Origin of the sequence: Mycobacterium sp. (assembly GCF_052143115.1) — a bacterium.
GTDB lineage: Bacteria > Actinomycetota > Actinomycetes > Mycobacteriales > Mycobacteriaceae > Mycobacterium.
In genome coordinates, this window is the sequence record NZ_JBKQTQ010000053.1 from 1 (window position 1) to 23,416 (window position 23,416).

Annotated in this window: 22 protein-coding genes and 4 pseudogenes; 6 read left to right on the plus strand and 20 right to left on the minus strand. The window is 65.4% G+C overall.

Annotated elements, in window-relative coordinates:
• From ACLQI9_RS05925 to rplS, 4 genes and pseudogenes are all read right to left on the minus strand, one after another.
• A partial coding sequence (locus tag ACLQI9_RS05925) for a DUF2469 family protein (RefSeq protein ID WP_324856738.1) occupies positions 1–118 on the minus strand: 118 nt, incomplete at its 3' end.
• Positions 119–243: 125 nt separating this feature from the next.
• A pseudogene (locus ACLQI9_RS05930) lies at positions 244–1,016 on the minus strand (ribonuclease HII); the annotation flags it as partial.
• A 2-nt stretch (positions 1,017–1,018) separates the two neighbouring features.
• Positions 1,019–1,867, minus strand: a complete 849-nt coding sequence (gene lepB, locus ACLQI9_RS05935; protein WP_442383860.1) for a signal peptidase I — start codon at positions 1,865–1,867, stop codon at positions 1,019–1,021.
• A gap of 78 nt (positions 1,868–1,945) precedes the next feature.
• Entirely contained in the window at positions 1,946–2,287 is a 342-nt protein-coding gene (gene rplS, locus ACLQI9_RS05940; RefSeq protein ID WP_325681417.1) for a 50S ribosomal protein L19, read from the minus strand.
• A gap of 276 nt (positions 2,288–2,563) precedes the next feature.
• Here rplS and ACLQI9_RS05945 point away from each other — a divergent pair, with 276 nt between their 5' ends.
• Positions 2,564–3,490, plus strand: coding sequence for a hypothetical protein (locus ACLQI9_RS05945; RefSeq protein WP_442383858.1), 927 nt, complete (start codon positions 2,564–2,566; stop codon positions 3,488–3,490).
• 53 nt (positions 3,491–3,543) lie between these two features.
• On the opposite strand, the gene trmD is transcribed toward ACLQI9_RS05945, so the two are convergent.
• The 5 genes and pseudogenes from trmD to ACLQI9_RS05970 form a co-directional block, all read right to left on the minus strand.
• Complete coding sequence (gene trmD, locus ACLQI9_RS05950) at positions 3,544–4,233, minus strand: tRNA (guanosine(37)-N1)-methyltransferase TrmD (protein ID WP_442383856.1); 690 nt, start codon at positions 4,231–4,233, stop codon at positions 3,544–3,546.
• Between the two features lie 8 nt (positions 4,234–4,241).
• Positions 4,242–4,763 (minus strand): ribosome maturation factor RimM, encoded by a 522-nt coding sequence (gene rimM, locus ACLQI9_RS05955; protein ID WP_442383854.1) that lies wholly within the window; start codon positions 4,761–4,763, stop codon positions 4,242–4,244.
• 24 nt (positions 4,764–4,787) lie between these two features.
• Positions 4,788–5,030 carry an RNA-binding protein gene (locus ACLQI9_RS05960; protein WP_325681425.1) on the minus strand — a complete coding sequence of 81 codons (243 nt, stop codon included), beginning with the start codon at positions 5,028–5,030 and terminating at the stop codon, positions 4,788–4,790.
• Between the two features lie 8 nt (positions 5,031–5,038).
• Positions 5,039–5,557 (minus strand): 30S ribosomal protein S16, encoded by a 519-nt coding sequence (rpsP, locus tag ACLQI9_RS05965; RefSeq protein ID WP_442383852.1) that lies wholly within the window; start codon positions 5,555–5,557, stop codon positions 5,039–5,041.
• A gap of 191 nt (positions 5,558–5,748) precedes the next feature.
• A pseudogene (locus tag ACLQI9_RS05970) lies at positions 5,749–6,073 on the minus strand (nuclear transport factor 2 family protein); the annotation flags it as partial.
• Positions 6,074–6,237: 164 nt separating this feature from the next.
• Between ACLQI9_RS05970 and ACLQI9_RS05975 the strand changes: the two are divergent.
• Together ACLQI9_RS05975 and ACLQI9_RS05980 are read left to right on the plus strand one after the other, a co-directional pair.
• The gene (locus ACLQI9_RS05975; RefSeq protein ID WP_442383850.1) at positions 6,238–6,669 is read left to right on the plus strand and encodes a nuclear transport factor 2 family protein; all 432 of its coding nucleotides are present in this window, start codon (positions 6,238–6,240) and stop codon (positions 6,667–6,669) included.
• Positions 6,666–6,827 carry a hypothetical protein gene (locus ACLQI9_RS05980; protein ID WP_442383848.1) on the plus strand — a complete coding sequence of 54 codons (162 nt, stop codon included), beginning with the start codon at positions 6,666–6,668 and terminating at the stop codon, positions 6,825–6,827. The genes ACLQI9_RS05975 and ACLQI9_RS05980 overlap by 4 nt, the downstream gene beginning before the upstream one ends.
• A gap of 268 nt (positions 6,828–7,095) precedes the next feature.
• Here ACLQI9_RS05980 and ACLQI9_RS05985 read toward each other — a convergent pair whose 3' ends face one another.
• Positions 7,096–7,587 (minus strand): VOC family protein, encoded by a 492-nt coding sequence (locus ACLQI9_RS05985; RefSeq protein ID WP_442383846.1) that lies wholly within the window; start codon positions 7,585–7,587, stop codon positions 7,096–7,098.
• A gap of 188 nt (positions 7,588–7,775) precedes the next feature.
• Positions 7,776–7,922: pseudogene (locus ACLQI9_RS05990) on the minus strand (nuclear transport factor 2 family protein); the annotation flags it as partial.
• 169 nt (positions 7,923–8,091) lie between these two features.
• On the opposite strand from ACLQI9_RS05990, the gene ACLQI9_RS05995 reads away from it, so the two are divergent.
• Positions 8,092–8,961: a D-alanyl-D-alanine carboxypeptidase family protein gene (locus ACLQI9_RS05995; protein ID WP_442383844.1), complete on the plus strand. Its 870-nt coding sequence runs from the start codon at positions 8,092–8,094 to the stop codon at positions 8,959–8,961.
• A 195-nt stretch (positions 8,962–9,156) separates the two neighbouring features.
• Positions 9,157–9,555, plus strand: a complete 399-nt coding sequence (locus ACLQI9_RS06000) for an STAS domain-containing protein (RefSeq protein WP_442383842.1) — start codon at positions 9,157–9,159, stop codon at positions 9,553–9,555.
• Positions 9,556–9,560: 5 nt separating this feature from the next.
• Here the strand turns inward: ACLQI9_RS06000 and ACLQI9_RS06005 are convergent, their stop codons facing one another.
• From ACLQI9_RS06005 to ffh, 6 genes and pseudogenes are all read right to left on the minus strand, one after another.
• Positions 9,561–10,157, minus strand: coding sequence for a TetR/AcrR family transcriptional regulator (locus ACLQI9_RS06005; RefSeq protein ID WP_442391295.1), 597 nt, complete (start codon positions 10,155–10,157; stop codon positions 9,561–9,563).
• Between the two features lie 2 nt (positions 10,158–10,159).
• Positions 10,160–11,993, minus strand: a pseudogene (locus tag ACLQI9_RS06010) (N-acyl-D-amino-acid deacylase family protein).
• Between the two features lie 38 nt (positions 11,994–12,031).
• A complete protein-coding gene (locus tag ACLQI9_RS06015) occupies positions 12,032–13,447 on the minus strand; it encodes an MmgE/PrpD family protein (RefSeq protein WP_442383695.1) in 1,416 nt (471 codons plus the stop codon).
• Between the two features lie 116 nt (positions 13,448–13,563).
• A complete protein-coding gene (locus ACLQI9_RS06020; RefSeq protein WP_442391297.1) occupies positions 13,564–15,336 on the minus strand; it encodes a serine/threonine-protein kinase in 1,773 nt (590 codons plus the stop codon).
• A gap of 28 nt (positions 15,337–15,364) precedes the next feature.
• Complete coding sequence (locus ACLQI9_RS06025; RefSeq protein ID WP_442383699.1) at positions 15,365–16,435, minus strand: amidohydrolase family protein; 1,071 nt, start codon at positions 16,433–16,435, stop codon at positions 15,365–15,367.
• 8 nt (positions 16,436–16,443) lie between these two features.
• On the minus strand, positions 16,444–18,021 hold the full coding sequence (gene ffh / locus ACLQI9_RS06030) for a signal recognition particle protein (RefSeq protein ID WP_442383701.1): 1,578 nt from the start codon (positions 18,019–18,021) through the stop codon (positions 16,444–16,446).
• Positions 18,022–18,399: 378 nt separating this feature from the next.
• On the opposite strand from ffh, the gene ACLQI9_RS06035 reads away from it, so the two are divergent.
• Complete coding sequence (locus ACLQI9_RS06035; RefSeq protein ID WP_442383703.1) at positions 18,400–19,185, plus strand: alpha/beta hydrolase; 786 nt, start codon at positions 18,400–18,402, stop codon at positions 19,183–19,185.
• Here the strand turns inward: ACLQI9_RS06035 and ACLQI9_RS06040 are convergent.
• Genes ACLQI9_RS06040 through ACLQI9_RS06050 form a run of 3 tightly spaced genes read right to left on the minus strand, consistent with a single transcriptional unit; the run spans position 19,182 to position 23,400 of the window.
• Positions 19,182–21,629, minus strand: a complete 2,448-nt coding sequence (locus tag ACLQI9_RS06040) for a [protein-PII] uridylyltransferase (protein WP_442391299.1) — start codon at positions 21,627–21,629, stop codon at positions 19,182–19,184. The two genes, ACLQI9_RS06035 and ACLQI9_RS06040, sit on opposite strands and share 4 nt — an antisense overlap.
• Before the next feature lie 51 nt (positions 21,630–21,680).
• On the minus strand, positions 21,681–22,019 hold the full coding sequence (locus ACLQI9_RS06045; protein WP_325681448.1) for a P-II family nitrogen regulator: 339 nt from the start codon (positions 22,017–22,019) through the stop codon (positions 21,681–21,683).
• On the minus strand, positions 21,958–23,400 hold the full coding sequence (locus tag ACLQI9_RS06050) for an ammonium transporter (protein WP_442383707.1): 1,443 nt from the start codon (positions 23,398–23,400) through the stop codon (positions 21,958–21,960). Before ACLQI9_RS06050 ends, ACLQI9_RS06045 begins: the two co-directional genes overlap by 62 nt.
• Positions 23,401–23,416: the final 16 nt, after the last annotated feature.

Below are 23,416 nucleotides of genomic sequence, written 5' to 3' on the forward strand. Positions count from 1 at the left end.
AGTAGAACCGACGCTCGGTTTCCACCACGTAGCTGAACTGGCCCACGATGTCCTTGTATTCGCGGTACAGCGAGAGCTCCATCTCGGTTTCGTACTTTTCGAGATCTTCGGCACTCATCTGCTCAGCCGTCCTTCTCCGTTGCCCACTCAGCCCATTCGGGCCGTACCTGATTGCCCAGCTCCTCCTCGGACCGAGGACGCTCCGCATCGTCGCCGGGCGACCACGGTTCCATCTTTCCCCACCTGTTGGCGGCCTGTTGAACCGGTGGGCCCGGCTCGGCTAGATTGCCGGGCTCCTTCTCGGGCCAGTCCCGGCCCGCATCGTCGCCCGGCCGGCACTCTGCCACCACCCGGCTGCCCGACCCGGTTGCCACTTGCCGGACATTGATGAAGGAATACCGATGTTCGGGACACGGGCCCAGCTCGTTCAGCGCGGCAGAGTGCGCACCGGTGCTGTAGCCCTTGTGGTCGGCGAACCCATAGCCCGGATGATCGGTGTCCATCGCCACCATCAACCGGTCCCGGCTGACCTTGGCCAGCACGCTGGCGGCGGCGATACAGGCCGCCGCCGCGTCGCCTCCGATCACCGGCAGCGACGGCACCGGCAGCCCCGGCACCCGGAAACCGTCGCTGAGCACATAGCCGGGACGCACCGGCAGCCCGGCTACCGCTCGCCGCATGCCTTCGATGTTGGCCACATGCACGCCGCGGCGGTCAACCTCGACCGACGGGATGAACACCACGTGGTAGGCCACCGCGTAACGGCAAATCAACGGGTACAGCTTCTCCCGCGTCTTCTCGGTGAGCTTTTTCGAATCATCCAGCGCGCTAAGGCTTTCCAGTCGCCCGGGACCTAGCACGCAGGCCGCGACCACCAGGGGCCCGGCGCATGCCCCGCGGCCGACCTCGTCCACTCCGGCGACCGGTCCAAGACCGCTGCGGTACAGCGCCGACTCCAGGGTGCGCAAGCCGGAGGATTTACGGATCACCGTCCGTGGCGGCCAAGTGGTGGCCATGGCTAATGATTCTGCTGCGGATTCACCGAGCTCACACCACCCCATCGCGATGGCGGCCACACAATGAACCTTGCCTTGCCGATGACGTTGCCCACCTCCACGGTGCCCGCCATGGGATCACCCGTGCACAGCAGCCCATTCATGGCGTCGGTGGGGGTGCTGGTGCAGTGAGCCCGGGAGTCCGCGGAATGAGTGCGGTTGTCCCCCATCACCCACAACCGCCCCTGCGGGACGGTGACCGGCCCGAACTCGGGGCCCAGGCACGGGTACACCGACGGGTCTGCGTTCATCGTTGCCGGATCCAGATATGGCTCCTTCAACCGCGCGCCGTTGACCGTCAGCCCGGTATTGCTTCGGCACTGCACGGTCTGTCCGCCCACCGCGATGACGCGCTTGACTAGGTCGTTCTCGTCAGGCGGCACAAAACCGATGAAGGACAGCGCATTCTGCAGCCAGCGCACCACGGTGTCGTGCGAGCGGATCGACTTGTAGCCGACGTTCCACGACGGCGGCCCCTTGAACACGATGACGTCACCGGGGTGCGGCGAACCGAAATGGTAGGTGAGCTTGTCCACCATGATCCGGTCGCCGACGCAACCCGAACAGCCGTGCAGCGTCGGTTCCATGGACTCCGACGGAATAAGGTACGGCCGTGCCACGAACGTCAACATGACGTAGTAGAGCAGCAGCGCGATCGCTGCCAGGACGACGGTTTCCCGCAGCGCCGCGCGCTTCTTGGCCTTGGGTTCGTCCTCGGCTTCAGTGGTGGCCGGACCGCTCGTCGCGGCTTCTGGCTTGGCCGGATCAGACTCGGGTTGGCCTTCAGGCGCCGAGTCGGTGGTTTCGGTCACTGCGTCAGCCTAGCCAGCGCGGTCCGCGCGGTCGCGGGCCGCCACGCGCCGACGGGACAGCCACCCCGCCGCACCAGGTCAGCGCTTCTCTTTGATCTTGGCTTTCTTGCCGCGCAGCTCTCGCAGGTAGTAGAGCTTGGCGCGGCGGACATCACCGCGGGTAACGACCTCGATGTGGTCGATATTCGGCGAATGCACCGGGAAGGTCCGTTCGACGCCTACGCCGTAGCTCTCCTTGCGCACGGTGAAGGTCTCGCGGATCCCGCCGCCTTGCCGACGCAGCACCACGCCCTTGAATACCTGGATGCGCTCTTTGGCGCCCTCGATCACCTTGACGTGCACGTTGATCGTGTCGCCGGGGCTGAAGGCCGGGATGTCGTCGCGCAGCGACGACTTGTCGACGAAGTCCAGCGTGTTCATTTCGACGGACACTTCCTTGCAGTCGCGGCTGCGTGCTGATGCTCACGCGGTGGACGCGTGGACAGTCAACCAAGCCGATGGATTCGGGCATCTCGGCGCGTCTCGCAGCAGGCGGGAGCGGACAAGCCGACCGACAGCCACTGGAGACAACTGGTCAATTGTGCCAGATCGGGACCAGGCAGTGAAATCACCGCGAATCGCCGATCCTGCTTACCCCGCCGTGACGGGGGCGAATGATACATAGGACCAAGGTTTACATGCGTGAAGTGGAGAACCATGCCAGCGCGGGCGCCGATGCTGCTGATCGCCGCGGCAGCGGTACTAACGGCGTTGGTGGCGAGTGTCGAAGCGAAGGTGTACGGCGCTCCCGGTGGCGCATCGGGTGCGCCCCACGTCGTCGCGCCCCCGGTGCAAGCGAGCATGCCGCCCAAGTCACCGAACGCAGTGCCCGGCGCCGCATTCGACGGATTGCCAGCCCGCATCGAGCAGGCCACCCAAGACGCTGCCGCGAACGGCGCCACCGTCTCGGTTGCGGTCCTCGACCGAGCCAACAACCAACTGCTTTCCAACGGCAATGACCAGCTCGTCGCGATCGCGTCGGTGGCCAAGCTCTTCATCGCGGATGAGGTGCTGTCGCAGGAATCGGGCGGCGTAGAGGAGAATCGCCGGTTGTCGACGGCAGACCGCGAGGCCCTGGACAGCATGCTGCGCTCCTCCGACGATGGCGCCGCGGAGACGTTCTGGGCCGAGCGTGGCGGTGAGGCGATCATCACCGACGTCGCGGCCCGCTACGGGCTGACGTCCACCGCGCCGCCCAGCGACGGGCGGTGGTGGAACACGATGAGTTCAGCTTCCGATTTGGTTCGCTATTACGGCATGCTGCTCAACGGGTCCGGCGGCCTGTCTGAGGAATGGGCGCAGGTCATCGTCGACGACCTCGCCGGATCCACCGCAATCGGGGCCGATGGCTACCCCCAGCGGTTCGGCATTCCCGACGGGCTGTACGCCGAACCCGTTGCCGTCAAGCAGGGGTGGATGTGCTGTATGGACGGCGGCAGCTGGATGCACCTGTCCACCGGGATCGTCGGCGCCGACCGACGCTACGTCATGGTGATCGAGTCGCTGCAGCCCTCCGATGACGCCACCGCGCGGGCAACGATCACCCAGGCGGTCAAGACGATGTTCCCTTCCGGGCGAATCTGAGCCGTTGCTCGCCGAGATCGACGGTGGTGCAGGATTTCTCGCTGAAATCTGCGCTAAGGTCGATCTCGATGCCATAGGTCGGGACGGCGTTCACGGGTGCGCTGCTCGGAAGCCTGCCGTCGCCAAGTCTCGACGCGCGCGTGGTCGCCGGACAGCAGAACCTCGGGGACGTCCAGTCCGCGCCAGCTCGGCGGCCTGGTGTACGACGGGCCCTCCAGCAGACCGCAGGAATGCGAATCATCCTGGTGCGAAAGCGGATTGCCCAGAACATTGGGCAGCAGTCGCAGCACCGCCTCGATGATCACCAGTGCCGCCGATTCCCCTCCCGGCAGTACGTAGTCTCCGATCGAGACCTCTTCCACTCGCATCCGCTCGGCGGCGTCGTCGATGACCCGCTGGTCGATCCCCTCATAGCGACCGCAGGCGAACACCAGATGCGCCTCGCTGCTCCACCGCTGCGCGGACGCCTGGGTGAACAATGCGCCCGCAGGCGTCGGAACAACGAGAAGTGTTTCCTGCGAACAGATCTCGTCCAGTGCATCGCCCCAAACCGGCGCCCTCATAACCATCCCCGGACCGCCGCCGTATGGCGCGTCGTCCACCGAGTGGTGCACATCGTGGGTCCATTTCCGCAGATCGTGCACTTCGAGCTGGACGAGACCCGACTCTATCGCCTTGCCCGGCAACGATTGTCGCAGCGGATCCAAGTAGGACGGGAAGATCGTGACGACGTCAATCTTCATATTGGTCCTCAGGTCTCCAGTTCGAGCAAGCCGTCGGGCGGATCGATTTCGACGATGCGAGAGTCCAACGACACCGACATGACGATCGCGCTCACGAACGGCACCAGCAACTCGCCGGCGTCGGCTCGGTTGACCGCCAGCAGTTCGCCGGCCGCGGTGTGCAAAACCTCGGCGACGGTGCCGATATCGCGGCCATCCGTCGTCCGCACCAGAAGACCTTCCAGCTGGTGGTCGTAGTAGGTGTCCGGCTCGTCGATGGGCGGCAAGTCGTCGGAGTCGATGACGAACAAGCTGCCCCGCAGCGCGTCGGCCGCGTCACGGTCGGCCACCCCCTCCAACCGCAGCAGAAGTCGGCTCCCGTGCGGACGGACCGCCGCCACGATGCACTTGCGCTCACGATGATCGGAAGCCTTGGCGCGCAATACAGCGCCCGGTGCGAACCGCACTTCGGGGTCATCGGTGCGAACCTCGACGACGATCTCGCCGGTCACGCCGTGGGCCTTGACCACGCGCCCGACTGTCAGCTCCAACGCAGTTCCATGGGCCCGGCCCCGCTACTGGTCGGTGTCCACCACATCGACTCGGATGCCGCGGCCACCGATTCCGGCGACCAGCGTGCGCAATGCGGTCGCGGTGCGGCCGCCGCGACCGATCACCTTGCCGAGATCGTCGGGGTGGACGTGCACCTCGACGGTCCTGCCACGTCTGCTGGTCACCAGATCGACTCGGACTTCGTCGGGGTTGTCGACGATCCCGCGGACCAGATGTTCGACGGCGTCGACGACGACGGTACTCATGGCTGCGGTCAGCTCTCGGTTGCCGGTTCGGCCTGCTCGCTGCCTTCGGCCGGCTCGGCTTCATCGGACGGCTTGACGGCTTCGTCGGCTTTTTCGTCAGCTTTCTCGGCTTTGTCCGACGCGGCGGCCTTCTTGGCCGGCGCTCTCTTCTTCTTCGGTGTCGCGGCCTCAGTGTCGGGAGATCCGTCGGCAGCGGCCAGCGCGGCGTTGAACAGCTCCAGTTTGCTCGGCTTGGGCTCGGCGACCTTCAATTTGCCTTCGGCGCCGGGCAGCCCCTTGAACTTCTGCCAATCACCGGTGATCTTCAGCAGCTTGAGGACGGGCTCGGTGGGCTGAGCGCCTACCGACAGCCAGTACTGGGCACGCTCGGAGTCGATCTCGATGAGGCTCGGATCTTGCTTCGGGTGATATCTGCCGATGATCTCGATTGCACGACCCTCGCGGCGCGTCCGCGAGTCAGCGACGGCGATGCGGTACTGGGGATTGCGGATCTTGCCAAGCCGGCTGAGCTTGATCTTTACAGACATGGTTAAGCGACTTCTCCTGTGGGTGTCACGCTGCAATTCAGCGATTCGGGCGGGATGCCGGAATCCGGTTTTGCCTCGCGTGAGTGCCGCGCCGGGCCACGCCCGAAAGGGCACTGTCGCAGGGCGGACAGCCGCCCATTGTGCCAGAGCATGGCCACGCAGCGAAAATTCGCCTGGGTTGGTCTCGGGCTTCAGAGAATTTTCTGGAAGCACTTGGTTTCCACCCGACGGGTCATCCGCCAGCCTTCTGGGGTGTCATCCGCCAGCCCTCTGGGGTGCGGAGGAACTCGTCCTCGTACCAGAGCCCGCAAAACATCACCTGCCCTTTATCTCCGCCGAGGACCATCGGGTTGAAGCAGATTGTTCGCGACGACGCGGTGTCCCCGTCGACGCGCACCGAGAAGTTGCCCAGCATGTGCGAATACATCGGGAAATTCGGCAACACCTCAGCCAGCCAGGCCTTCACCTCCGGATAGCGGCCCTCGATGCCCCGAGGGCCGTGTAATCGATGTAAGCAGTTCAAGTGCACTTAAATCTAGCTGTGTCAGTCGAGTCACAATCCGCCGCACACACAGGTGACACGGCCCAAGGCCCCCGTCAACCCCTCCCCTCTCCTGGGAGCTATGTGGGTAAGCTGCACGCCGTAAAACTGGCACCGATGTCAAGCGAAAGCGGAGGCAATGAACGGTACTGAAATCGTCGACGCTATCGAGATCCAGCAACTGCTAGCCCGCTATTCCCGCTCCCTCGACACCAGGGACTGGGAGCTGTACCGCTCCGTGTTCACCGAGGACGCGTTCATTGACTACGCGGCGTCAGGCGGGATGACCGGCCAACGCGACCAGGTCGTTGAGTGGCTGACTAAGACCCTCGGCACCTTCGACTGGCGCGGCATGCACTACATCACCAACATCGAGGCCGAGGTGACCGGCGACAGCGCCCAGGTCCGGGCGGCGGTCTTCAACCCAATGCAATTCCCCGGCATGAAGGGGCTGACCTACTTCGGCGGCTACTACCACCACGACATGGTCCGCACCCCGGACGGCTGGCGCAGCCGCAACCTTCGCGAGGAAGTGCTCTGGTCCGCTAACGCGCCACTGAGGGCGCGATGACCGCGACCCTGGAAGACCGCGCCATCAAGCTGACCGCAAGGCCCGTCAAAGCCGGTGTGTACCTCCGCCAGTCGCTAGACCGCACCGGGGAAGGATTGGCTGTCTCACGGCATCTTGAGGACTGCCTGCGGCTGTGCGCCGAAAAGGCTGGGACGTAGCCGAGGTATACGAAGACAACGACACCAGCGCCACCAAAGGGGTCAGGAAGCATTACCAGCGGATGCTATCTCCCCCGACCGGTCGTGCCGCCTCCTCACTGGCCCGGCCCAGGTGGATGTGGGTCCGACTCGTCAAAGCGGTCGCTGGTTGGCGCGTCGGGGCAGGTGCCCGACATGGCCGCCGAGATGGCTTTGAGAATGTCCGGTGTACCCGTGAAGCTCGGGTTGTCGTTGGCCAGCATGTCGCCTGTCGCGGGTTGTCCCCCCGTTACGTTCGCTCCTCATCGGCCTTCTGCTGCACAGATTCCAAGAGCGCACCTACGCTCGCTGAATCGCCTTCAGACATAAGCCCCGCCACTTCGTCGGCACTCCAGGGATGCAGGAAGAACTCGAGTTGGATGTTGTCCGGATCGCGAAAGACCAAAGTCGGCCCGAACCCTATGTCGATGATGCCCGTGTTCGCTACGCCCTTCGCGTCGAGATGCGTGACCCACTTGTCCAGTTCGGCTCGATCCGCCACCTCGAACGCCAGGTGATCCAGACCGACGCGCCGTTCATCGAACGCGCCGCCGAGCGGCGCATCGTGAGTCATGACTGACACAACCAGACCCGTCGGGTGCATCAGCGTAAAGCAGTCAAAGCTCTCGCTGCGAAGGCGGTTTACGAGCGTGAAGCCCATCACGTCCTGCCACCAAGCGGCCGCTCGCTCGCGATCCGAGACCGTCAGGTCAACATGCGAGAATCCCTTGAGCTCAGGCATGGCAATCCCTTCCTGCGGACTTGCCTGCTAAGCCCGGGTTAGCCCCCTACTTGGACTGCTTCGGCTCTAGCGACTGAAACGACTCGGACTCAATCGTGACATCTTCTACCGGGCGGGTTGTGGTTGTTGACTCCGAGCGAGTTGTCCCTCGGCAGCTCACAGTCAGAGACGCACGGGAGTATTTACTGCCCTTTAGGTTCCTGCAAGTCGATGTAAGCATCGCGTGTGAACACCGCGTCGAGGTCGTCGAATCGGCGCAGATCGATGGCGCTGGAGTAGTCCACCAGCAGCTGCTGGATTTCCAGCCGGTCAGAAATTTCGGCCTGGCTCAACATGGGTCGATTGAACACCGCGATTCCCACGACGGGCGGCGCGGGCCGGAAAGCCGATCCGGAGAGCCGGCAAGCCGCCCGGCGACGATGCGGGTCGCGACGCGACCGAGGTGGGGGCACCTCCCGGCCGCGGAGCGGCGAGGGGCGAGCCGGGCCGGTAAGCTCAGCGGCCATGCGGATGCTCCTCGCCGCAGTCGCGGCTGTTCTCGCCCTCGTTGGCTGCAACACATCAGCGTGGGCCGACGCTGGCGTGCAGCCGGTCGGCTCGGTACCGATCCCCGATGGTCCGGCGCAGACCTGGCTGGTCGCTGATCTCGATTCCGGTCAGGTGCTGGCCGAGCGGGACGAGAACGTGCAGCACCCACCCGCCAGCACTATCAAGGTGCTGTTGGCATTGGCGGCCCTGGACGAGCTGAGCCTGGACTCCACGGTGGTCGCCGACGAGGCCGACAGCCACGTCGAATGCAACTGTGTGGGCATGAAGGCCGGCCGCACCTATACGGCCCGCCAACTGCTCGACGCCCTGCTGCTGGTGTCGGGTAACGACGCTGCCAACACGCTGGCGCACATGTTGGGCGGGCCGGGCGCCGCCGTCGCCAAGATGGACGCCAAAGCCGCATCGCTCGGCGCGGTGAACACCCACGCATCGACACCGTCCGGCTTGGACGGGCCGGGGGGCTCGGGCTGGTCCACGGCGCACGACCTGGCCGTCATCTTCCGGGCAGCGATGGCCAACCCGGTGTTCGCCCAGATCACCGCCGAGCCATCGGCGATGTTCCCGGGCGATAACGGCGATCACCCGATCAGCAACCAGGACGAGCTGCTACACCGCTACCCGGGCGCGATCGGGGGCAAGACCGGCTTCACCGACGCGGCACGCAAGACGTTCGTCGGCGCCGCTGCCCGCGGCGGCCGCCGCCTGGTGGTCGCCATGATGTACGGGCTCGTGCACGAGGGCGGGCCGACCTACTGGGATCAAGCCGGCAGCCTGCTCGACTGGGGTTTCGCCCTCAACCCGCAATCGGCGATCGGCGTTCTGTAGGCCGATGCCGACACGTTCCGGGCTTTGCTAGTCTTCCTTTGCCGTTACATCCTATTTTGCAGTTGCCCAATACCAGCTTTCACGGCATCGTGTCGAGATGCGTCGGCGCTGTCCATCGGTTGAGTCGACAGCCATTGCCAACCAAGGCTTGCGTCGCATGCAGCAGACGCAGGTGCCCGCAAGGAGTGAAGATCGATGACGGCCGAAAACCAACCCGCGGCGTCGGGCTTGCCACCTCAATCTGACAAGGACGACTTCAACGCGCACGAGTCGTTGGTCGCTGGGCTGGTGGTGGTATCGGTGAGCGGCAGCGTGGACATGCTCACCGCCCCAGGGTTGGTCGAGTCCCTCGATTCCGCGCTCGCCAAAAAACCGAAAGGCTTGATCGTCGACCTATCCAAAGTCGAGTTTCTCGGCTCAGCCGGGATCAGCGTCCTGATGAAAACCCGCGATAGCCTGGGCGACTCCACCCCGTTCTGCGTCGTGGCCGACGGGCCGGCCACCCACCGGCCGCTCACCTTGCTGGGGATCAACGAGATGATGTCGTTGTGCCGGACGCTGGACGACGCCGTCAGCAAACTCACCGACCGGTAGTACGTTCAGGCCGGTAGGCCAACTCCGCTCAGCAGCGACAACAACAGTTGAATCCGTCGCTGCTCAAGTTCCGGTTGTGGTAGCACCGCTCCTACCAACGCGGCTCCGTCGAAGGTGTTGTTCAACAGCGCCACCAGGACCGGGAAAGTCTCCTGTGGCAAGCTCTCGGCACCGGGCAATGCGCGCGCGGCGTCGCAGATCTTCGTGCTGTACTGCTCCAGGACGTGTTGCAGAGTGGCGTTGAGCTTTTCGTCGGTGCGCGCGGCGATCATCAGTTCGTAGAGCACCGCGTTGGTGGAGCTGCTGGTGATGTCCCGCAGGATGGTCAGCGCCGCCTCCAACGCCGGCCGGTCGGAGGGTATTGCGGCGACCCGCTTGGTGAACGAGTCGAGTTGACGCCGCAGCACCTCGTAAGCCGTGGCCGCCATGAAGTCGCCCATCGTGTCGAAGTGCCGGAACAGCGCCCCGACCGATACCCCGGCGCGCTTGGTGATCACGGCCGCGGACGCGCGGGCGTATCCGACTTCGATGATCGTCGCGATGCTGGCCTCGAGCAGTCGCGCGACCGTTTCTTCCCGGCGCTGCTGCTGGGTCCTCGCCATCGTCACACCTGCGCACTCGAGCCGGCGGGCTGCAGTTGACCCGCAGCGGCCCGCAGATAACGGCCCGACTTCACGGTCTTTCCATAGCCATCCCGGAATTGGCCGTCGCGGAACACGATCGCACCGTTGACGCCGGTGGCCACGACGGCCGCGTCGTTGCGGTTGACCATGCGGCTCAGGTCGCCGTAGAACGGAACCTTCTCCTCGTAGTAGCCGTCGACCGAGTCGTCCAGGCCGGCCGGATCGATGACCACAAAGTCGGCGCGGTCACCCTTGCGCAGCGTGCCGGCGTCCAGGCCGAACCATTCGGCGACTTCGCCGGTCAGGCGATGCACCGCGTGCTCGACGGTGAGGAACGGTTTGCCGTCCCGTTGGGCGTCCAGCGTGCGCTTGAGCAGTCGCAGCGAGAAGTTGTAGAAGGCCATGTTGCGCAGGTGCGCCCCGGCGTCGGAGAAGCCCATGTGGATGGACGGCTCGGCGGCCAACTTGTTGAGCTGCTTGGGCCGATGGTTGGCGACGACGGTGGTCCAGCGCACGTTGCGCTCACCGTTTTCGACGAGGACGTCGAGGAAGGCGTCCAGCGGGTGCAGCCCCCGTTCGTCGGCGATCTTCCCGAAGCTCCTTCCGACCAACGTCTGGTCGGGGCATTCGACGATCACGGCTTCGTGGAAGTCGCGGTGCCACAGCGACGGTCCGAGTTTGATGCGGTCGAACTGGCGGCGGAACTTGCGGCGGTATTCCTTGTCGGCCAGTAACGTGTTGCGCTCCAATTGATCGCGCAGGTGCAGCGCCGCGGTGCCCGCGCCGAACTCTTCGAAGACCGGCAAGTCGATTCCGTCGGAGTACAGCTCGAACGGAACCGGCAGATGCTGAAAGCGCACCTGAGAGCCCAGCAAGAAGTTGAGCAGCCGGGTGCCCAGGCCAAAGACGTGTACGGCCAACGGCATCGACTTCGCGTCGGCAGACACCAGTAGGCTCATGCGAACCCGCTTGCGCAGCCCGAGCATTGGGCTGCTGGCCAGGAAGAACAACAGCCCTGACTCCGCTTTGGCCACATTGGGTGCGCTTTGCAGGATACGTCCGCGCTTGCGCAGCACTTTGATCAGCTTGCGCCGCTCACGCCACGTCGCGAACGTGGACGGGAGCGCTCGGGAGCGGAAGCGGTCGCCGTCGAGCTTGTCGATCGCCGCGTCCATCCCGGACATGCCGAGCAGTCCGGCGTCGAGCGCATCGTTGAGCAATGCCGCCATCCTGTCGAGTTCGGCGACGGTGGGTCGAACGTTGTCGTCGGTGGCGCGATCAAGGCCGAGCACCGCGGTCCGTAGATCCGAATGGCCCAACAGCGAGCTGACGTTCGGGCCCAGTGGGAGGCTGTCGATTGCCCCTACGTATTCCGCAGGCGTCGACCACGTCTTGTTGGCTTCCAGCGCGCTCAAGACGAAATTGCGCGGCACCGCCTCGACTCGGCTGAAAAGATCAGCGGCGTCATCGGAGTTCGCGTAGACCGTCGACAGCGAGCACATGCCCAGCAGCACCGTGGTGACACCGTGGCGCACCGACTCTCGCAATCCGGGATCCAGCAACACCTCGGCGTCGTAGTGGGTGTGCACGTCGACGAAGCCGGGGACGACCCACTTGCCCTTCGCGTCGATCACCTCGGCGCAGCCGGTCTCGTCCAGCGGCCCGGCGGATATCGAAGACACGATGCCGTCGCGGATGCCCAGCGTGCGGGTCTGCGGCGCGCTGCCGGTGCCGTCGAACCACAATCCGTCGCGAATGATCACGTCGTAGGTCACTGTCTTCCTCCACATCATTGGGGTGTAGCGAAACTAGCATAGATAGTGAGCGCTCGCAATCTTTCTTAGCTCGGCTCGCTACAGCCGTCCCCTGGTTCGGCGACGCTGCGCGTCGGGACTCACCGCACCGAGAAGCCCGGCAAGCTCGGTGACGGAGATCTCGTCGAGGCGCTGCACCGCGTCGATGATCTCGGCGCGAAGCGCGGCGTCGGCGAACGGTTCGCCAAGCCAGTGGAACTTCTCCACCACACGGTCCCACGACATGGGTCGAGTGGGTGATCCTTCGAAGTCGGATTCTTCGCGGTGAAATTCGCGGCCGTCGTTCAGTGCGACGTGCACGCGAGCCCCCGTGCGTTCGGGATAGGCCTCGGTCAGGTCGGGTGCGGCTTTGACGTGCACCCGCGCCAGCAGGTCCTGGACATCGCCGCGGCGGACACGTTCGGTCTCGAGCTGTTCGGGGCCCACCTGACCGTCCAGCAGTGCGACGCCCACGAGGTATTTGAGGTTGTAGTCCGCCTGCTCCTTGGTCCACGGGTGATCCTTGTTCCCGTAATGACCACCGCCGGCGAAGTCGAACGCGCCTTGGAAGACCTCGAGCGTCACCGACGCGACGTCGGCACCGGTGATGCCGTGCTCGTCGCGAAGTGCCAGCGTCGCGTCGATGATCGCCTGGCCGTGAATCAGTGAGCAGTACTGCTTGAGGTAGGTCTGCTCGACGGCGGTCAGCGACCGGTCGAAAGTGTGCAAGTCGATCGGCTGGCCGAACAACTGCTCGAGGCCGCTGGGGCCCTCGAAAAGTGCTCGGGGCCCAGTGATCCCGCGGCTCGCGAGCATCGTGTTGTAGACCGCGCGCATCCCGGTGATGGCCGGTGAGATGCCTTTCCAGGTCGAGACGGGTTCGGCATGCACAGCAGCCAGTGACACGTTGTCCACGGCAGAGGCGGCGATGGCGTCGGCGATGTGCGCGGCGTCGAGCCCGAGTAGCTTTGCCGAGCCGGCGGCCGCCGAGATCGCCAGTTGCAGCGCGTGGTTGAGGCCGTGGGCCATGACCGGAACTTCTGCGCTGAAACGACATTGAATCTCGTAGGCGATCGCGAGGGCCACCAGGAAATCTGCTCCGCGCGCGTCGACGTGTTCAGCAACCGCGAAAATCGCGCCGAAGTTGTCCGCCGGGTGGCACAGACCGCCGGGAGTCAGATATGTGTCGAGCAGATCGGGGTAGCGCACCAGCACCGCGTTGAAGAAGGCTGCCTGATCCACTGATGCGCGTCCACCACCGACGAAGGTCGCTGTCGGGCGGCTGCTGAACTGTTCGGCGTGTGCACGGATCTCGGGGAGGAGTTCTCCGTCGAGGGCGCCGAGCGCGCAGGCAATGCTGTCCAGAACGTTACGCTTCAGCGTGGCCAGCACGTGCCCGCTCACATCGCCCTGCTCGGCGCTGACCACGAAGTCGGCCAACTCGTCGACAGCATATGTCTGGTCTTTGTCCGTCATGGCCGGTCCACTTCTGGCTTGGGGTGTCGCAATTTGATTGAAGCCGCGTCGAGGCGCGGCGTCCAGGCCCAAGCGCAATCCCGTGGCCGACCGAAAAGCCACGCCGGGCGACCCGATCAGCGAGTCGGCGTCGTCGTGGCAACCGGAGCGGAGGTGCTGGTGGGCGGCGGGCTGGGCACGTCGATGCCGGGCGGCACATCGCTGACTCGGACGGCGACTGCCGGAATTACGATGCGCCCGCCGATTTGGCCGCACTCATTGGTCTGGACGGTCACCGTCATCATGCCCCGCAGCGAGCTGTGACCCTGCGGCTGCAATGACATCACCCCCGTCGTGGTCTCCTTGGCCGCTGTTCCGTTCAGTCCGGCGCACGGGAACTGCAGCGTTTCCGGTCGTGATTGCCAGGCATCGTCGCGGAGGTCCAAGACGACGGAACGGCCACCAGCTTTATTGCTCGCCGTCTGGTGGTTGTCGTCGTCGAGCAGGACGCCACTGGCAAGGCATCCAGTAGGCGTGCACGATGATCGAAATGCCCACCACGTGGTCACATTGGGTGGTTGTGGGTCGGGCGTGTCGTTGTATGTCTGTTGTGAACGATCCAGCTCCAGGCGGTAGCCGCCGTCGAGGACGACAAGAGGTTGACGTGAGGCGCTCGTCGTTGGGGCGGCGGCCACGGTGGTGGTAACGATTCCGGGGCTGCTCGCCTGGTTGGAGGTCGTGCCGTTCTTCCGGCCGATCGTAATGCCGACGCCGAGTAGACCGATGGACAGTATCAGCCCAGCCGCGAACGCTGAGCCGAGCAAGATCCACGTGCTGCGTCTTGTCCGTACCGGCGCTGATGATCCCGCAGCGGCGGTCGCCGGCCGCGTTGTCCATGAAGACAATCTGTCGCGCCGACGCGCGGATCGCCGCGCCAAAGTCGCTGTAGCCGAGTGCAGTATCCGACTGCGCGGTCTCGACTTCGCTCGCCTGCGATCGGCTTCGCCTAAAGCGTCTTTCGCCGTGGGCGTTGCGTCGCCGGGGTAGTCGAGGGTCAGCACAGCCTCGGGGCTGCGATCACCGAGCGACGCAGCGGCTCGTTCGGTCAGCGCTTCGGCGAACTCGCGGCAGCTGCCGAACCGGTCTGCGGGGTTCTCGGCGAAGGCGGTAGAAAAGACGCCGTCGAATCGCGCCAGATCAACGCGCCGATCGCTGAGTTTTGCACGGGCGGTGGCGGCGACCGGGTTGGCATCCTCGTACGGTGGCGCACCCGTGAGCAGATAAAATGCGGTGGCGGCCAGCCCGTATTGATCGGCGCGCCCGTCGATGTCTGAGCCCGTCAGCTGTTCCGGTGCGGCATACGGGCGCGGTCCAAGCGGCAAATTGGTTGCCGTCGATGTGCTGGCGTCATCGAGTTGGCCCGGTATGCCGAAGTCGGTCAACAGGATCCGTTGTTCGCCGTCGCCCGGATTTGTCAGCAAGATCCGGGCAGGTTGGACATCGCGATGCAGTATTCCACGCTGGTGTGCATAATCCAGCGCCCCGGCCACGGCGGTGATGATCGCCAGTACCTCGCCCGGCGGCATGCTGGCCGGAAACCGCTCGCGCATGAGCTCGGCGACGTTGGTGGCATCGACGTAGTCCATTGCGGTCCACGGCTGTCCTTCAAATTCGCCGCGGTCGTGCACCTGCACGATGTGCGGGTGGTACAGCGTTGTCGCGATCTCGGCTTCCTGCCTGAATCTCGCGCGGAACTCGGCGTCGTCCATCGTCGCCGCGGGTAGGATTTTCAACGCATCGCGGCGTGGCAGCTTGGGGTGCTGCGCCAGATAGACCTCGCCCATCCCGCTGGTGCCCAGCATCCGAACGATGGTGTATCCGGCAAAGCTCGCACCAGGGCGCAGCGGCATCCACAGATCCTATCCGCCGGCCCGTTGATCAGAACGTCTGTCCGCGCAGGATGACCATGTCAGGCCGGTTCAGCACGGCCGGACCGTGACGTGGATCGTCGTTGTAGCACAACAGGTCTGCCGACGCGCCGTCGTCCAGGCCTGGCCGGCCCAGCCAGCGACGGGCATCCCAGCATGCCGCGCCCAGCGCCTCGGTCGCGCTCATCCCGATGCCCCTGAGCGCCTCGACCTCGTCGGCGATCCGCCCGTGGGCAACCATGCTGCCGGCGTCGGTACCGGTATATACCGGTACGCCGGCGTCCCGGGCTGCGGCCACCCGCGGATAGCACTTGGCGTACAAGTCGCGAATATGCGCGGCGTAATTCGGGTAGCGGGTCGCAGAATCGGCGATGCCGGGGAAGTTTTCGATATTGATCAGCGTGGGCACCAGGGCGGTTCCGTGCTCGACCATCAGTTCGATGGCGTCGTCGGTCAGCCCGGTGCCGTGTTCGATGCAGTCGATCCCCGCGTTGATCAGTCCGGGCAGCGCGTCTTCGCCGAAGACATGAGCCGTGACGCGTGCCCCGTGGTCATGCGCAACCTCGATCGCCGTCTTGAGCACTGCGTCGGACCACAGCGGGGCCAAATCGCCTAACTCGCGATCGATCCAGTCGCCGACCAGCTTCACCCAGCCGTCACCGCGGCGCGCCTGCTCGGCCACCAGGTCCGGCAGCTGCGACTCGTCTTCGATGTCGATTGCCAGGCCCCGCGAATACCGCTTGGGTCGGGCCAGATGCCGCCCGGCTCGGATGATGCGCGGCAGGTCGGCGCGGTCGTCGAGGCTGCGGGTGTCGGTTGGCGAGCCGCAGTCGCGCAGCAGCAACGCGCCGGCCTCGCGTTCGGTCTCGGCCTGTACGATCGCTTCGCCGATCTCGTTCCCGCCGCCATGCGACCCCAGCCCGACGTGGCAGTGCGCGTCGACCAGCCCGGGCAGGACCCAGCCACCGTCGAAAACCGTGTCAGCGCCGGTGACCGGTTCGCGGCTGATCCGGCCGTCGACGATCCACAGCTCGACGGGTTCTTCATCGGGCAGCCCCACCCCTCGAAGGTGCAGACGCACGGGTGCGGCTACTTCTTGCCCGGGAAGTTCAGCTTGGACAGATCGAAGTCGGCCAGGCCGGGCGGCAGCTCGTCCAGACCCTCGGGCATGTTCGCCAGATCGGGGAATCCCGCCGGCATGCCCGGCATCCCCGCGCCCAACGGTCCGCGGACCCTGGGCGGCGTCGGGCCGCGCTTCTTACCCTTCTTGCCTTTGCCGCCCTTGGCTTTCGCGGATTTTCGGGTCGCTGACTTTCGTCCTAATCCGGGTATGCCCATGCTGCCGACCATCGACGACATCATCTTGCGGGCCTCGAAGAATCGGTCGACCAGGCTATTGACCTCAGATACCGTCACACCGGATCCGTTGGCGATGCGCAGGCGTCGCGAGGCGTTGATGATCTTCGGATCGGCGCGCTCTTGCGGCGTCATTCCGCGAATGATGGCCTGCAGCCGATCGAGTTGTTTGTCGTCGACGGCGGCCAACGCCTCCTTCATTTGGCCCGCGCCGGGCAGCATCCCCAGCAGGTTGCCGATCGGTCCCATTTTGCGGATAGCCAGCATCTGCTCGAGGAAATCCTCCAGCGTCAGCTCGCCGGACCCGATCTTGGCGGCGGCGGCTTCGGCCTGCTGCGCATCGAAGACCTGCTCGGCCTGCTCGATGAGGCTCAACACATCGCCCATGCCCAGGATGCGGCTGGCCATCCGGTCCGGATGGAAGACGTCGAAGTCCTCGAGCTTCTCGCCGGCCGACGCGAAAAGAATTGGCACACCGGTGACTTCGCGGACCGACAACGCGGCGCCGCCGCGGGCGTCACCGTCCAGCTTGGTCAGCACCACCCCGGTGAAGCCCACACCCTCGCGGAACGCCTCAGCGGTGGTGACCGCGTCCTGGCCGATCATCGCGTCCAGGACGAACAACACCTCGTCGGGGTCGACGGCATCCCGGATGGCCGCGGCCTGGGACATTAGCTCCTCGTCGATGCCCAGCCGACCGGCGGTGTCGACGATCACCACGTCGAAATGTTTGGCCTGAGCCTCCGCGAGTCCGGCCGAGGCGACGGCGACCGGATCACCGGGACCGGCTTGCTGCGCGGCGTCGGCGTCGGCCGATATGCCCGGGTGTGGCGCGAACACCGTGACACCGGCCCGCTCCCCCACGATGCGCAACTGGTTCACCGCGCCCGGCCGCTGCAGGTCGCAGGCCACCAGCAGCGGAGTATGGCCTTGGCCGCGCAGCCACAACGCCAGCTTGCCGGCCAGCGTGGTCTTACCGGAGCCTTGCAGGCCGGCCAGCATCACCACGGTCGGCGGCGTCTTCGCGAACGCCAGTAGACGAGTCTGCCCGCCCAGGATTCCGACGAGCTCCTCGTTGACGATCTTGACGACCTGCTGCGCCGGATTGAGAGCACCGGACACCTCGGCGCCTTTGGCCCGGTCTTTGATCCGGGCGACGAACTCGCGCACCACCGGCAGCGAGACGTCGGCTTCTAGCAGCGCCAGCCGAATTTCGCGGGTGGTGGTATCGATGTCGGCGTCGGTCAGCCGGCCCTTGCCGCGCAGCCCCTGCAGGGCGCCGGTCAGCCGGTCGGACAGCGATTCAAACACGCCGCCCAGCCTAGCCGGGCGACGATGCAGTGGGGGCGCCCCCAGCCGCGTTAGCGGCGAGGGGGACGCGCAGCGCGATGAGGTGGGGGCACCCCCAGCCGCGCAGCGGCGAGGGGGCGAGCCCGGCAATCAAACCAGCCGGGCGACGATGCGCGCCGCGCAAGCGGCGGGCTGAGGAACCCGGCAATCAGCGTTAGCCGCGCGACGATGCAGTGGGGGCGCCCCCAGCCGCGTTAGCGGCGAGGGGGACGCGCAGCGCGATGAGGTCGGGGCACCCCCAGCCGCGCAGGGGCGAGGGGGCGAGCCCGGCAATCAGCGTTAGCCGCGCGACGATGACCGCGGCTTGACGGATGAATAGCGTCAAACAAAGGTCAGCTCATGCTCGAGCTGATCGACAAGGGGTCCGGTAGCGGAGCCCATCCGGTACCGCTGCTTTTCGTGCACGGCGGTTGGCATTCCGCGGCGTGTTGGGACAACTTCCTCGACTTCTTTGCCGATGCCGGCTATCGCGCGGTCGCCGTGAGCTTGCGCGGACACGGCGCGAGCCCCACCACCAAGCGATTTCACACATGTTCCATCGCTGACTATGTCGGCGATGTCCGCGCCATCGCCGACGATTTGGACGGCCGGCCGGTGCTCGTTGCACATTCCCTGGGTGGCTTCGTCGTGCAGCGCTACCTGGAAGACCGCGACGCCCCGGCCGCTGTCCTGGTGGCATCGGTACCGCCCCAAGGCGTGCTGGGACTGGCAACGCGCATCTGGAGCCGCCACCCATGGGTCTCGTTACGATCGCTGCCCGTCGGCAATTTGACCGGGTTCATCGGTACCCCAGCTCTTGTTCGCGAGCACCTCTTCAGCACACACACGCCAGACGACATCGTGGAATCGTGCGCGGCCAGCGTGCAATCCGAGGCTGTGCGTGCCTCCCTGATCGACCCGCTGCTCCGCCGCGTCAGATCCAAACGGGTAACCACGCCCATACTGGTCCTCGGCGCCGAGGAAGACGGCATGGTCAGCAAAGCTGAGGTGCGCGCGACGGCGCGGGCTTACCGGACCGAAGCCGAGTTCTTTCCCCGCATGGGCCACAACATGATGCTCGAACCCGGATGGACCAACGTCGCCCAACGAATTCACGGGTGGCTGCAAAATCGTGACCTTGGCTAGACCGCCGCGACGTCCCCCGGCGCACCCAGCACGGCCAACAAGTGTTGCTCCACCACATTTCGCGCGTCTGCATGGTCAGGCAAGCTGACACAGAACACGTCGTCCACCATCGACCCCAGCGTGGTCACCTTGGCCCAGTCGATGTCCGCTCCGGCGTGCTCCAGCGCCCCGGTAAGCAACGCAAGCAAACCGGTACGGTCGGACGCGCGGACTTCGACGAGCGATCGGTCGGGTGCGCCTTCTAACCACAAGATCCGCGGCGGGGCGGTCGACCCGTGAACCGGAACCGCTGTCGGTGCCTCACCGACGGGCTTGGGATTCTCAGTGCTGTTCCGCTGCTCCAGCGTGCCCAATACATCCACCTCGCCGCCCAGTGCGCCGACGAGTTGCTGACGCAACAATCCGGCGGCGGGCGGTGAACCGAAGTGCGGCGAGACAACGAATTCGCTGATCGCCGAACCCTCGTGAATGTTCACCGACGCCGAATGCACGCGCAGCGAGTTCAGCGCCAACACGCCGGCCGCTTTGGACAGCAGCCCGCGCTGGTCCGGGGCGATCACCACCACGTGGTAGAGGCGCTGGCTGCTGCCGGGCCGCAGCTCCACATGCACCTTGTGGTCGGCCGCCAGCGAAAGATACTCGGGGTCAAGCGGATCGGCGTGCGGCAACGGCTCACCGATCATCGCCATCCGGCTGCGGCGCACCAGGTCCCCGACCAACGATGCCTTCCAGTCACTCCACACCCCTGGCCCGGTGGCCAGCGAATCGGCCTCGGTCAGCGCATGCAGCACGTCGAGCAATACCGGATCTCCGTCCAACGTCTCGCAGACGGTGGCGATGGTCTGTGGGTCGTTGAGGTCCTGGCGGGTCGCGACTATCGACAACAACAAGTGGTGGCGCACCAGCTTGGCAAGCAATTCGATGTCGGACGGCCAGATACCGAGCCTGGTACCGATCTGGGTGATCAACTCAGCGCCTAGCACGCTGTGGTCGACACCCCGTCCTTTCCCCAGGTCGTGCACCAATGCAGCGAGCAGCAGTAAGTCGGGACGAGCCACCCGGGTAGTGAAAATCCTTGCTCGCGAGACGACCTCGGCCGAATGGCGATCGACGGTCCAGATATGGATGACGTCACGGGGCGGAAGGTCGCGGATCGCGGCCCATTCCGGAAAAAGACGGACCCACAACCCGGTCCGGTCGAGGGTTTCGATGACCGCAATCGTGTCCGGGCCGGCAGCCAGCAGGACCAACAAGTTGTCCAACGCCTCGCGCGGCCACGGTGTCGGGAGTTCCGCCGCCGAGTCAGCCAGCCGGCTCAGCGTGGACACCGCAATCGGCAGACCGTTAGTCGCCGATGCCGCCGCCACTCGCAGCAGCAGCATGGGGTCGCTTTGCGGTCGGGCGTCGCGGGCCAGCACGATCTCCCCGTCATACTCGACCACTCCCTCGTCCAGCGGTCGACGCGGCCACCGCCGGATTGCCGAAATCCCACGCCGCGGAAGCGCGTTACCGGCAGTGCGAAGCCCGGCGTCGACGCGATAGCTGACGGTGCGGCCCGCGTCGGACAGCGTCCTGGACAGGTCGAATCTGTCGCCGATGTGCAGGGCCGCGCTGATCTCGTCGGCGAACTGGGCCAACACTAGGTCATGCCCGCGGCCGGACACCCGGTGAAGTTCGGTGCGGACGTTGAGCAGGGTCAAGTGGGCGTCGGTCAGCGAACCCAGCGGATTCTCCGGTCGGCCGACGGTGAGGCGGTCGGCGAGCTGGGCGATGGCCAGCGCGTCGAGCAACTGAAGATCGCGCAGGCCACCGCGGCCCAACTTCAGGTCGGGTTCAGCGCGGTGTGCGATCTCACCTATGCGCCGCCACCGGGCATGCGTCTCTTCGACGAGTTCGCCGAACAGCGAACGGATTCCGATCCGCCACTGCCCCCGCACGCCCTCGATCAGCCGGGCCGACAGCTGCTCATCGCCGGCGATGTGCCGCGCATCCAGCATGGCCAGGCCGGCCGATACGTCGGCACCGGCAACCCGGAGCGTCTCGGCAACCGTGCGCACGCTATGATCAAGACGAATGTTCGCGTCCCACAACGGATACCACAGCTGATCCGCGACCTGCCGCACGGTGTCGGTGGGCATGCCATCATGCAACAGCAGGAGGTCCAGGTCAGAGTAGGGCACCAGCTCGCGCCGGCCCAGCGAGCCGGTCGCCACGATCGAAAAGCCGCTGCCGGCCGTGATACCAATCTGTGTGGCCTTTGCGATCAACCAAGATTCGTGCAGATCACCCCACGCTTGGCGCAAAGCAGCCGAATCGAGTTCACCCGCCCCGCGGGCGAGCAGGCTTTCCCGGGCTGCGGGTAGATCGGTTACCGGGTCGGCACTACCGACTGACGCGGCCTCCGACGAAGACGGATCGGGTGTCTCTGGTCCGCGCTGTTTCATTCCCGTCCAGGTCGGATCGGCTACTCCGGAGGAGTCTTCATACGGCGTGTATTAAATCGCGTCGGCCCCGCGTTCGCCGGTGCGCACCCGCACCACCGTTTCCACGGCGCTGACCCACACTTTGCCGTCGCCGATCTTACCGGTACGTGCGGCCCGCACGATGCTGTCCAGGACCTTGTCTGCGTCATAGTCTTCGACCAAGACCTCGATCCGCACCTTCGGCACGAAGTCGACCGAGTATTCAGCACCCCGGTAAACCTCAGTGTGCCCCTTCTGTCGGCCGTACCCCTGAACTTCGCTGACCGTCATGCCCAGGGTTCCCACCTGTTCAAGGCTGGCCTTGATGTCCTCGAGCGTGAACGGCTTCACGATCGCGGTGATCAGCTTCATTTCCTTTTCCCTCTTCAGCCGAATGGACAAGAACCGAACTGGTGCCGACAACCGCGAACTCATAGCCGCTCTCAGCGTGCTCCGCCTCGTCGATGCCCGTGGCTTCGTCTTCGGTGTTCAGACGCAGCCCGATGGTGTACTTCAGAAGCAGAGCTATGACAAGTGTGCCGATGCCCGAGTACGCCAGCACGCTCGACGCGCCGATGGTCTGCCGGATCAGCTGAGCGAAGCCGCCGCCGTAGAACAATCCTGCCGACGTGTGACCCCCACCCCCGGCGATAGCGATAGTTTGCGGCGCCGCGAGTAGGCCCACCAGCAGTGTGCCCGTGATTCCTCCGACCAGGTGGACCCCGACCACGTCCAGCGAGTCGTCGAAGCCGAGCTTGAACTTCAGACCGACCGCCAAAGCACATAGGACACCGGCCACTCCACCGACTATTAGTGCGCCGAGCACATTGACCGACGAACACGAGGGGGTGATCGCGACCAGTCCGGCCACGATGCCCGACGCCGCCCCGAGCGTTGTCGCATGCCCGTCTCGGATGCGCTCGGTGAGCAGCCAGGCCAGCATTGCTGCGGCGGTGGCCACCGTGGTGGTGATGAACGTCGACCCGGCGACTCCGTTTGCACTGGTAGCCGAACCGGCGTTGAACCCGTACCAACCGAACCACAGCAGACCCGCACCCAGCATCACGAATGGCACATTGTGCGGTCGCGACGTGGTAGCCGGCCAGCCTTTGCGCTTGCCCAGCACGATCGCCAACACCAACCCCGCCATACCGGCGTTGATATGGACCGCCGTGCCCCCGGCGAAGTCGATCGCGTGCAGTTTGTTGTTGATCCAGCCGCCGTGGGCTCCGGTGACGCCGTCGCTGCAGAACACCCAGTGCGCGACCGGGAAGTAGACGACGGTCGCCCACAGTGCGGCGAATATCGTCCAGCTGCCGAACTTCAACCGGTCGGAGACGGCTCCGGAGATCAATGCCACCGTGATGATGGCGAACATCAGCTGGAATGCCACGAAGACGGTCTGCGGCAGCGTGCCCGCCAGCGGGATGTTCGTCACCGGCGTGCTGCCGCTGGCGGCTGCACCGTTGACCCCGATAAGACCCTTCAGGCCCCAGTATTGGGTCGGATTGCCGGCGATGTTGCCAACGTCGTCACCGAAGGCAAGGGAGTATCCGTAGAGCACCCACAGCACGGTGACGACGCCCATGGCGATGACGCTCATCATGATCATGTTGAGCACGCTCTTGACGCGGACCATCCCGCCGTAGAAGAACGCCAGGCCCGGCGTCATCAACAGCACCAACGCGGAGCTCGCCAGCATCCAGGCGGTATCGCCGGTGTCTGGCACTCCCATCGTGGGGAATTGGTCCACTGCGCCTAACCTCCTT

Excerpts from the sequence above, each read along its gene's own strand:
- rplS (WP_325681417.1), bottom strand. The coding sequence starts at position 2,287 with ATGAACACGCTGGACTTCGTCGACAAGTCGTCGCTGCGCGACGACATC.
- ACLQI9_RS06045 (WP_325681448.1), bottom strand. The coding sequence starts at position 22,019 with ATGAAGCTGATCACCGCGATCGTGAAGCCGTTCACGCTCGAGGACATC.
- ACLQI9_RS06015 (WP_442383695.1), bottom strand. The coding sequence starts at position 13,447 with ATGACGGACAAAGACCAGACATATGCTGTCGACGAGTTGGCCGACTTC.
- ACLQI9_RS05980 (WP_442383848.1), top strand. The coding sequence starts at position 6,666 with ATGACCGCGACCCTGGAAGACCGCGCCATCAAGCTGACCGCAAGGCCC.
- rpsP (WP_442383852.1), bottom strand. The coding sequence starts at position 5,557 with ATGTCTGTAAAGATCAAGCTCAGCCGGCTTGGCAAGATCCGCAATCCC.
- ACLQI9_RS05945 (WP_442383858.1), top strand. The coding sequence starts at position 2,564 with ATGCCAGCGCGGGCGCCGATGCTGCTGATCGCCGCGGCAGCGGTACTA.
- ACLQI9_RS05975 (WP_442383850.1), top strand. The coding sequence starts at position 6,238 with ATGAACGGTACTGAAATCGTCGACGCTATCGAGATCCAGCAACTGCTA.
- ACLQI9_RS06005 (WP_442391295.1), bottom strand. The coding sequence starts at position 10,157 with ATGGCGAGGACCCAGCAGCAGCGCCGGGAAGAAACGGTCGCGCGACTG.
- ACLQI9_RS06020 (WP_442391297.1), bottom strand. The coding sequence starts at position 15,336 with ATGCCGCTGCGCCCTGGTGCGAGCTTTGCCGGATACACCATCGTTCGG.
- trmD (WP_442383856.1), bottom strand. The coding sequence starts at position 4,233 with ATGAAGATTGACGTCGTCACGATCTTCCCGTCCTACTTGGATCCGCTG.
- ACLQI9_RS06040 (WP_442391299.1), bottom strand. The coding sequence starts at position 21,629 with ATGAAACAGCGCGGACCAGAGACACCCGATCCGTCTTCGTCGGAGGCC.
- ACLQI9_RS06000 (WP_442383842.1), top strand. The coding sequence starts at position 9,157 with ATGACGGCCGAAAACCAACCCGCGGCGTCGGGCTTGCCACCTCAATCT.
- ACLQI9_RS05995 (WP_442383844.1), top strand. The coding sequence starts at position 8,092 with ATGCGGATGCTCCTCGCCGCAGTCGCGGCTGTTCTCGCCCTCGTTGGC.
- ACLQI9_RS06035 (WP_442383703.1), top strand. The coding sequence starts at position 18,400 with ATGCTCGAGCTGATCGACAAGGGGTCCGGTAGCGGAGCCCATCCGGTA.
- ACLQI9_RS05960 (WP_325681425.1), bottom strand. The coding sequence starts at position 5,030 with ATGAGTACCGTCGTCGTCGACGCCGTCGAACATCTGGTCCGCGGGATC.
- ACLQI9_RS05985 (WP_442383846.1), bottom strand. The coding sequence starts at position 7,587 with ATGCCTGAGCTCAAGGGATTCTCGCATGTTGACCTGACGGTCTCGGAT.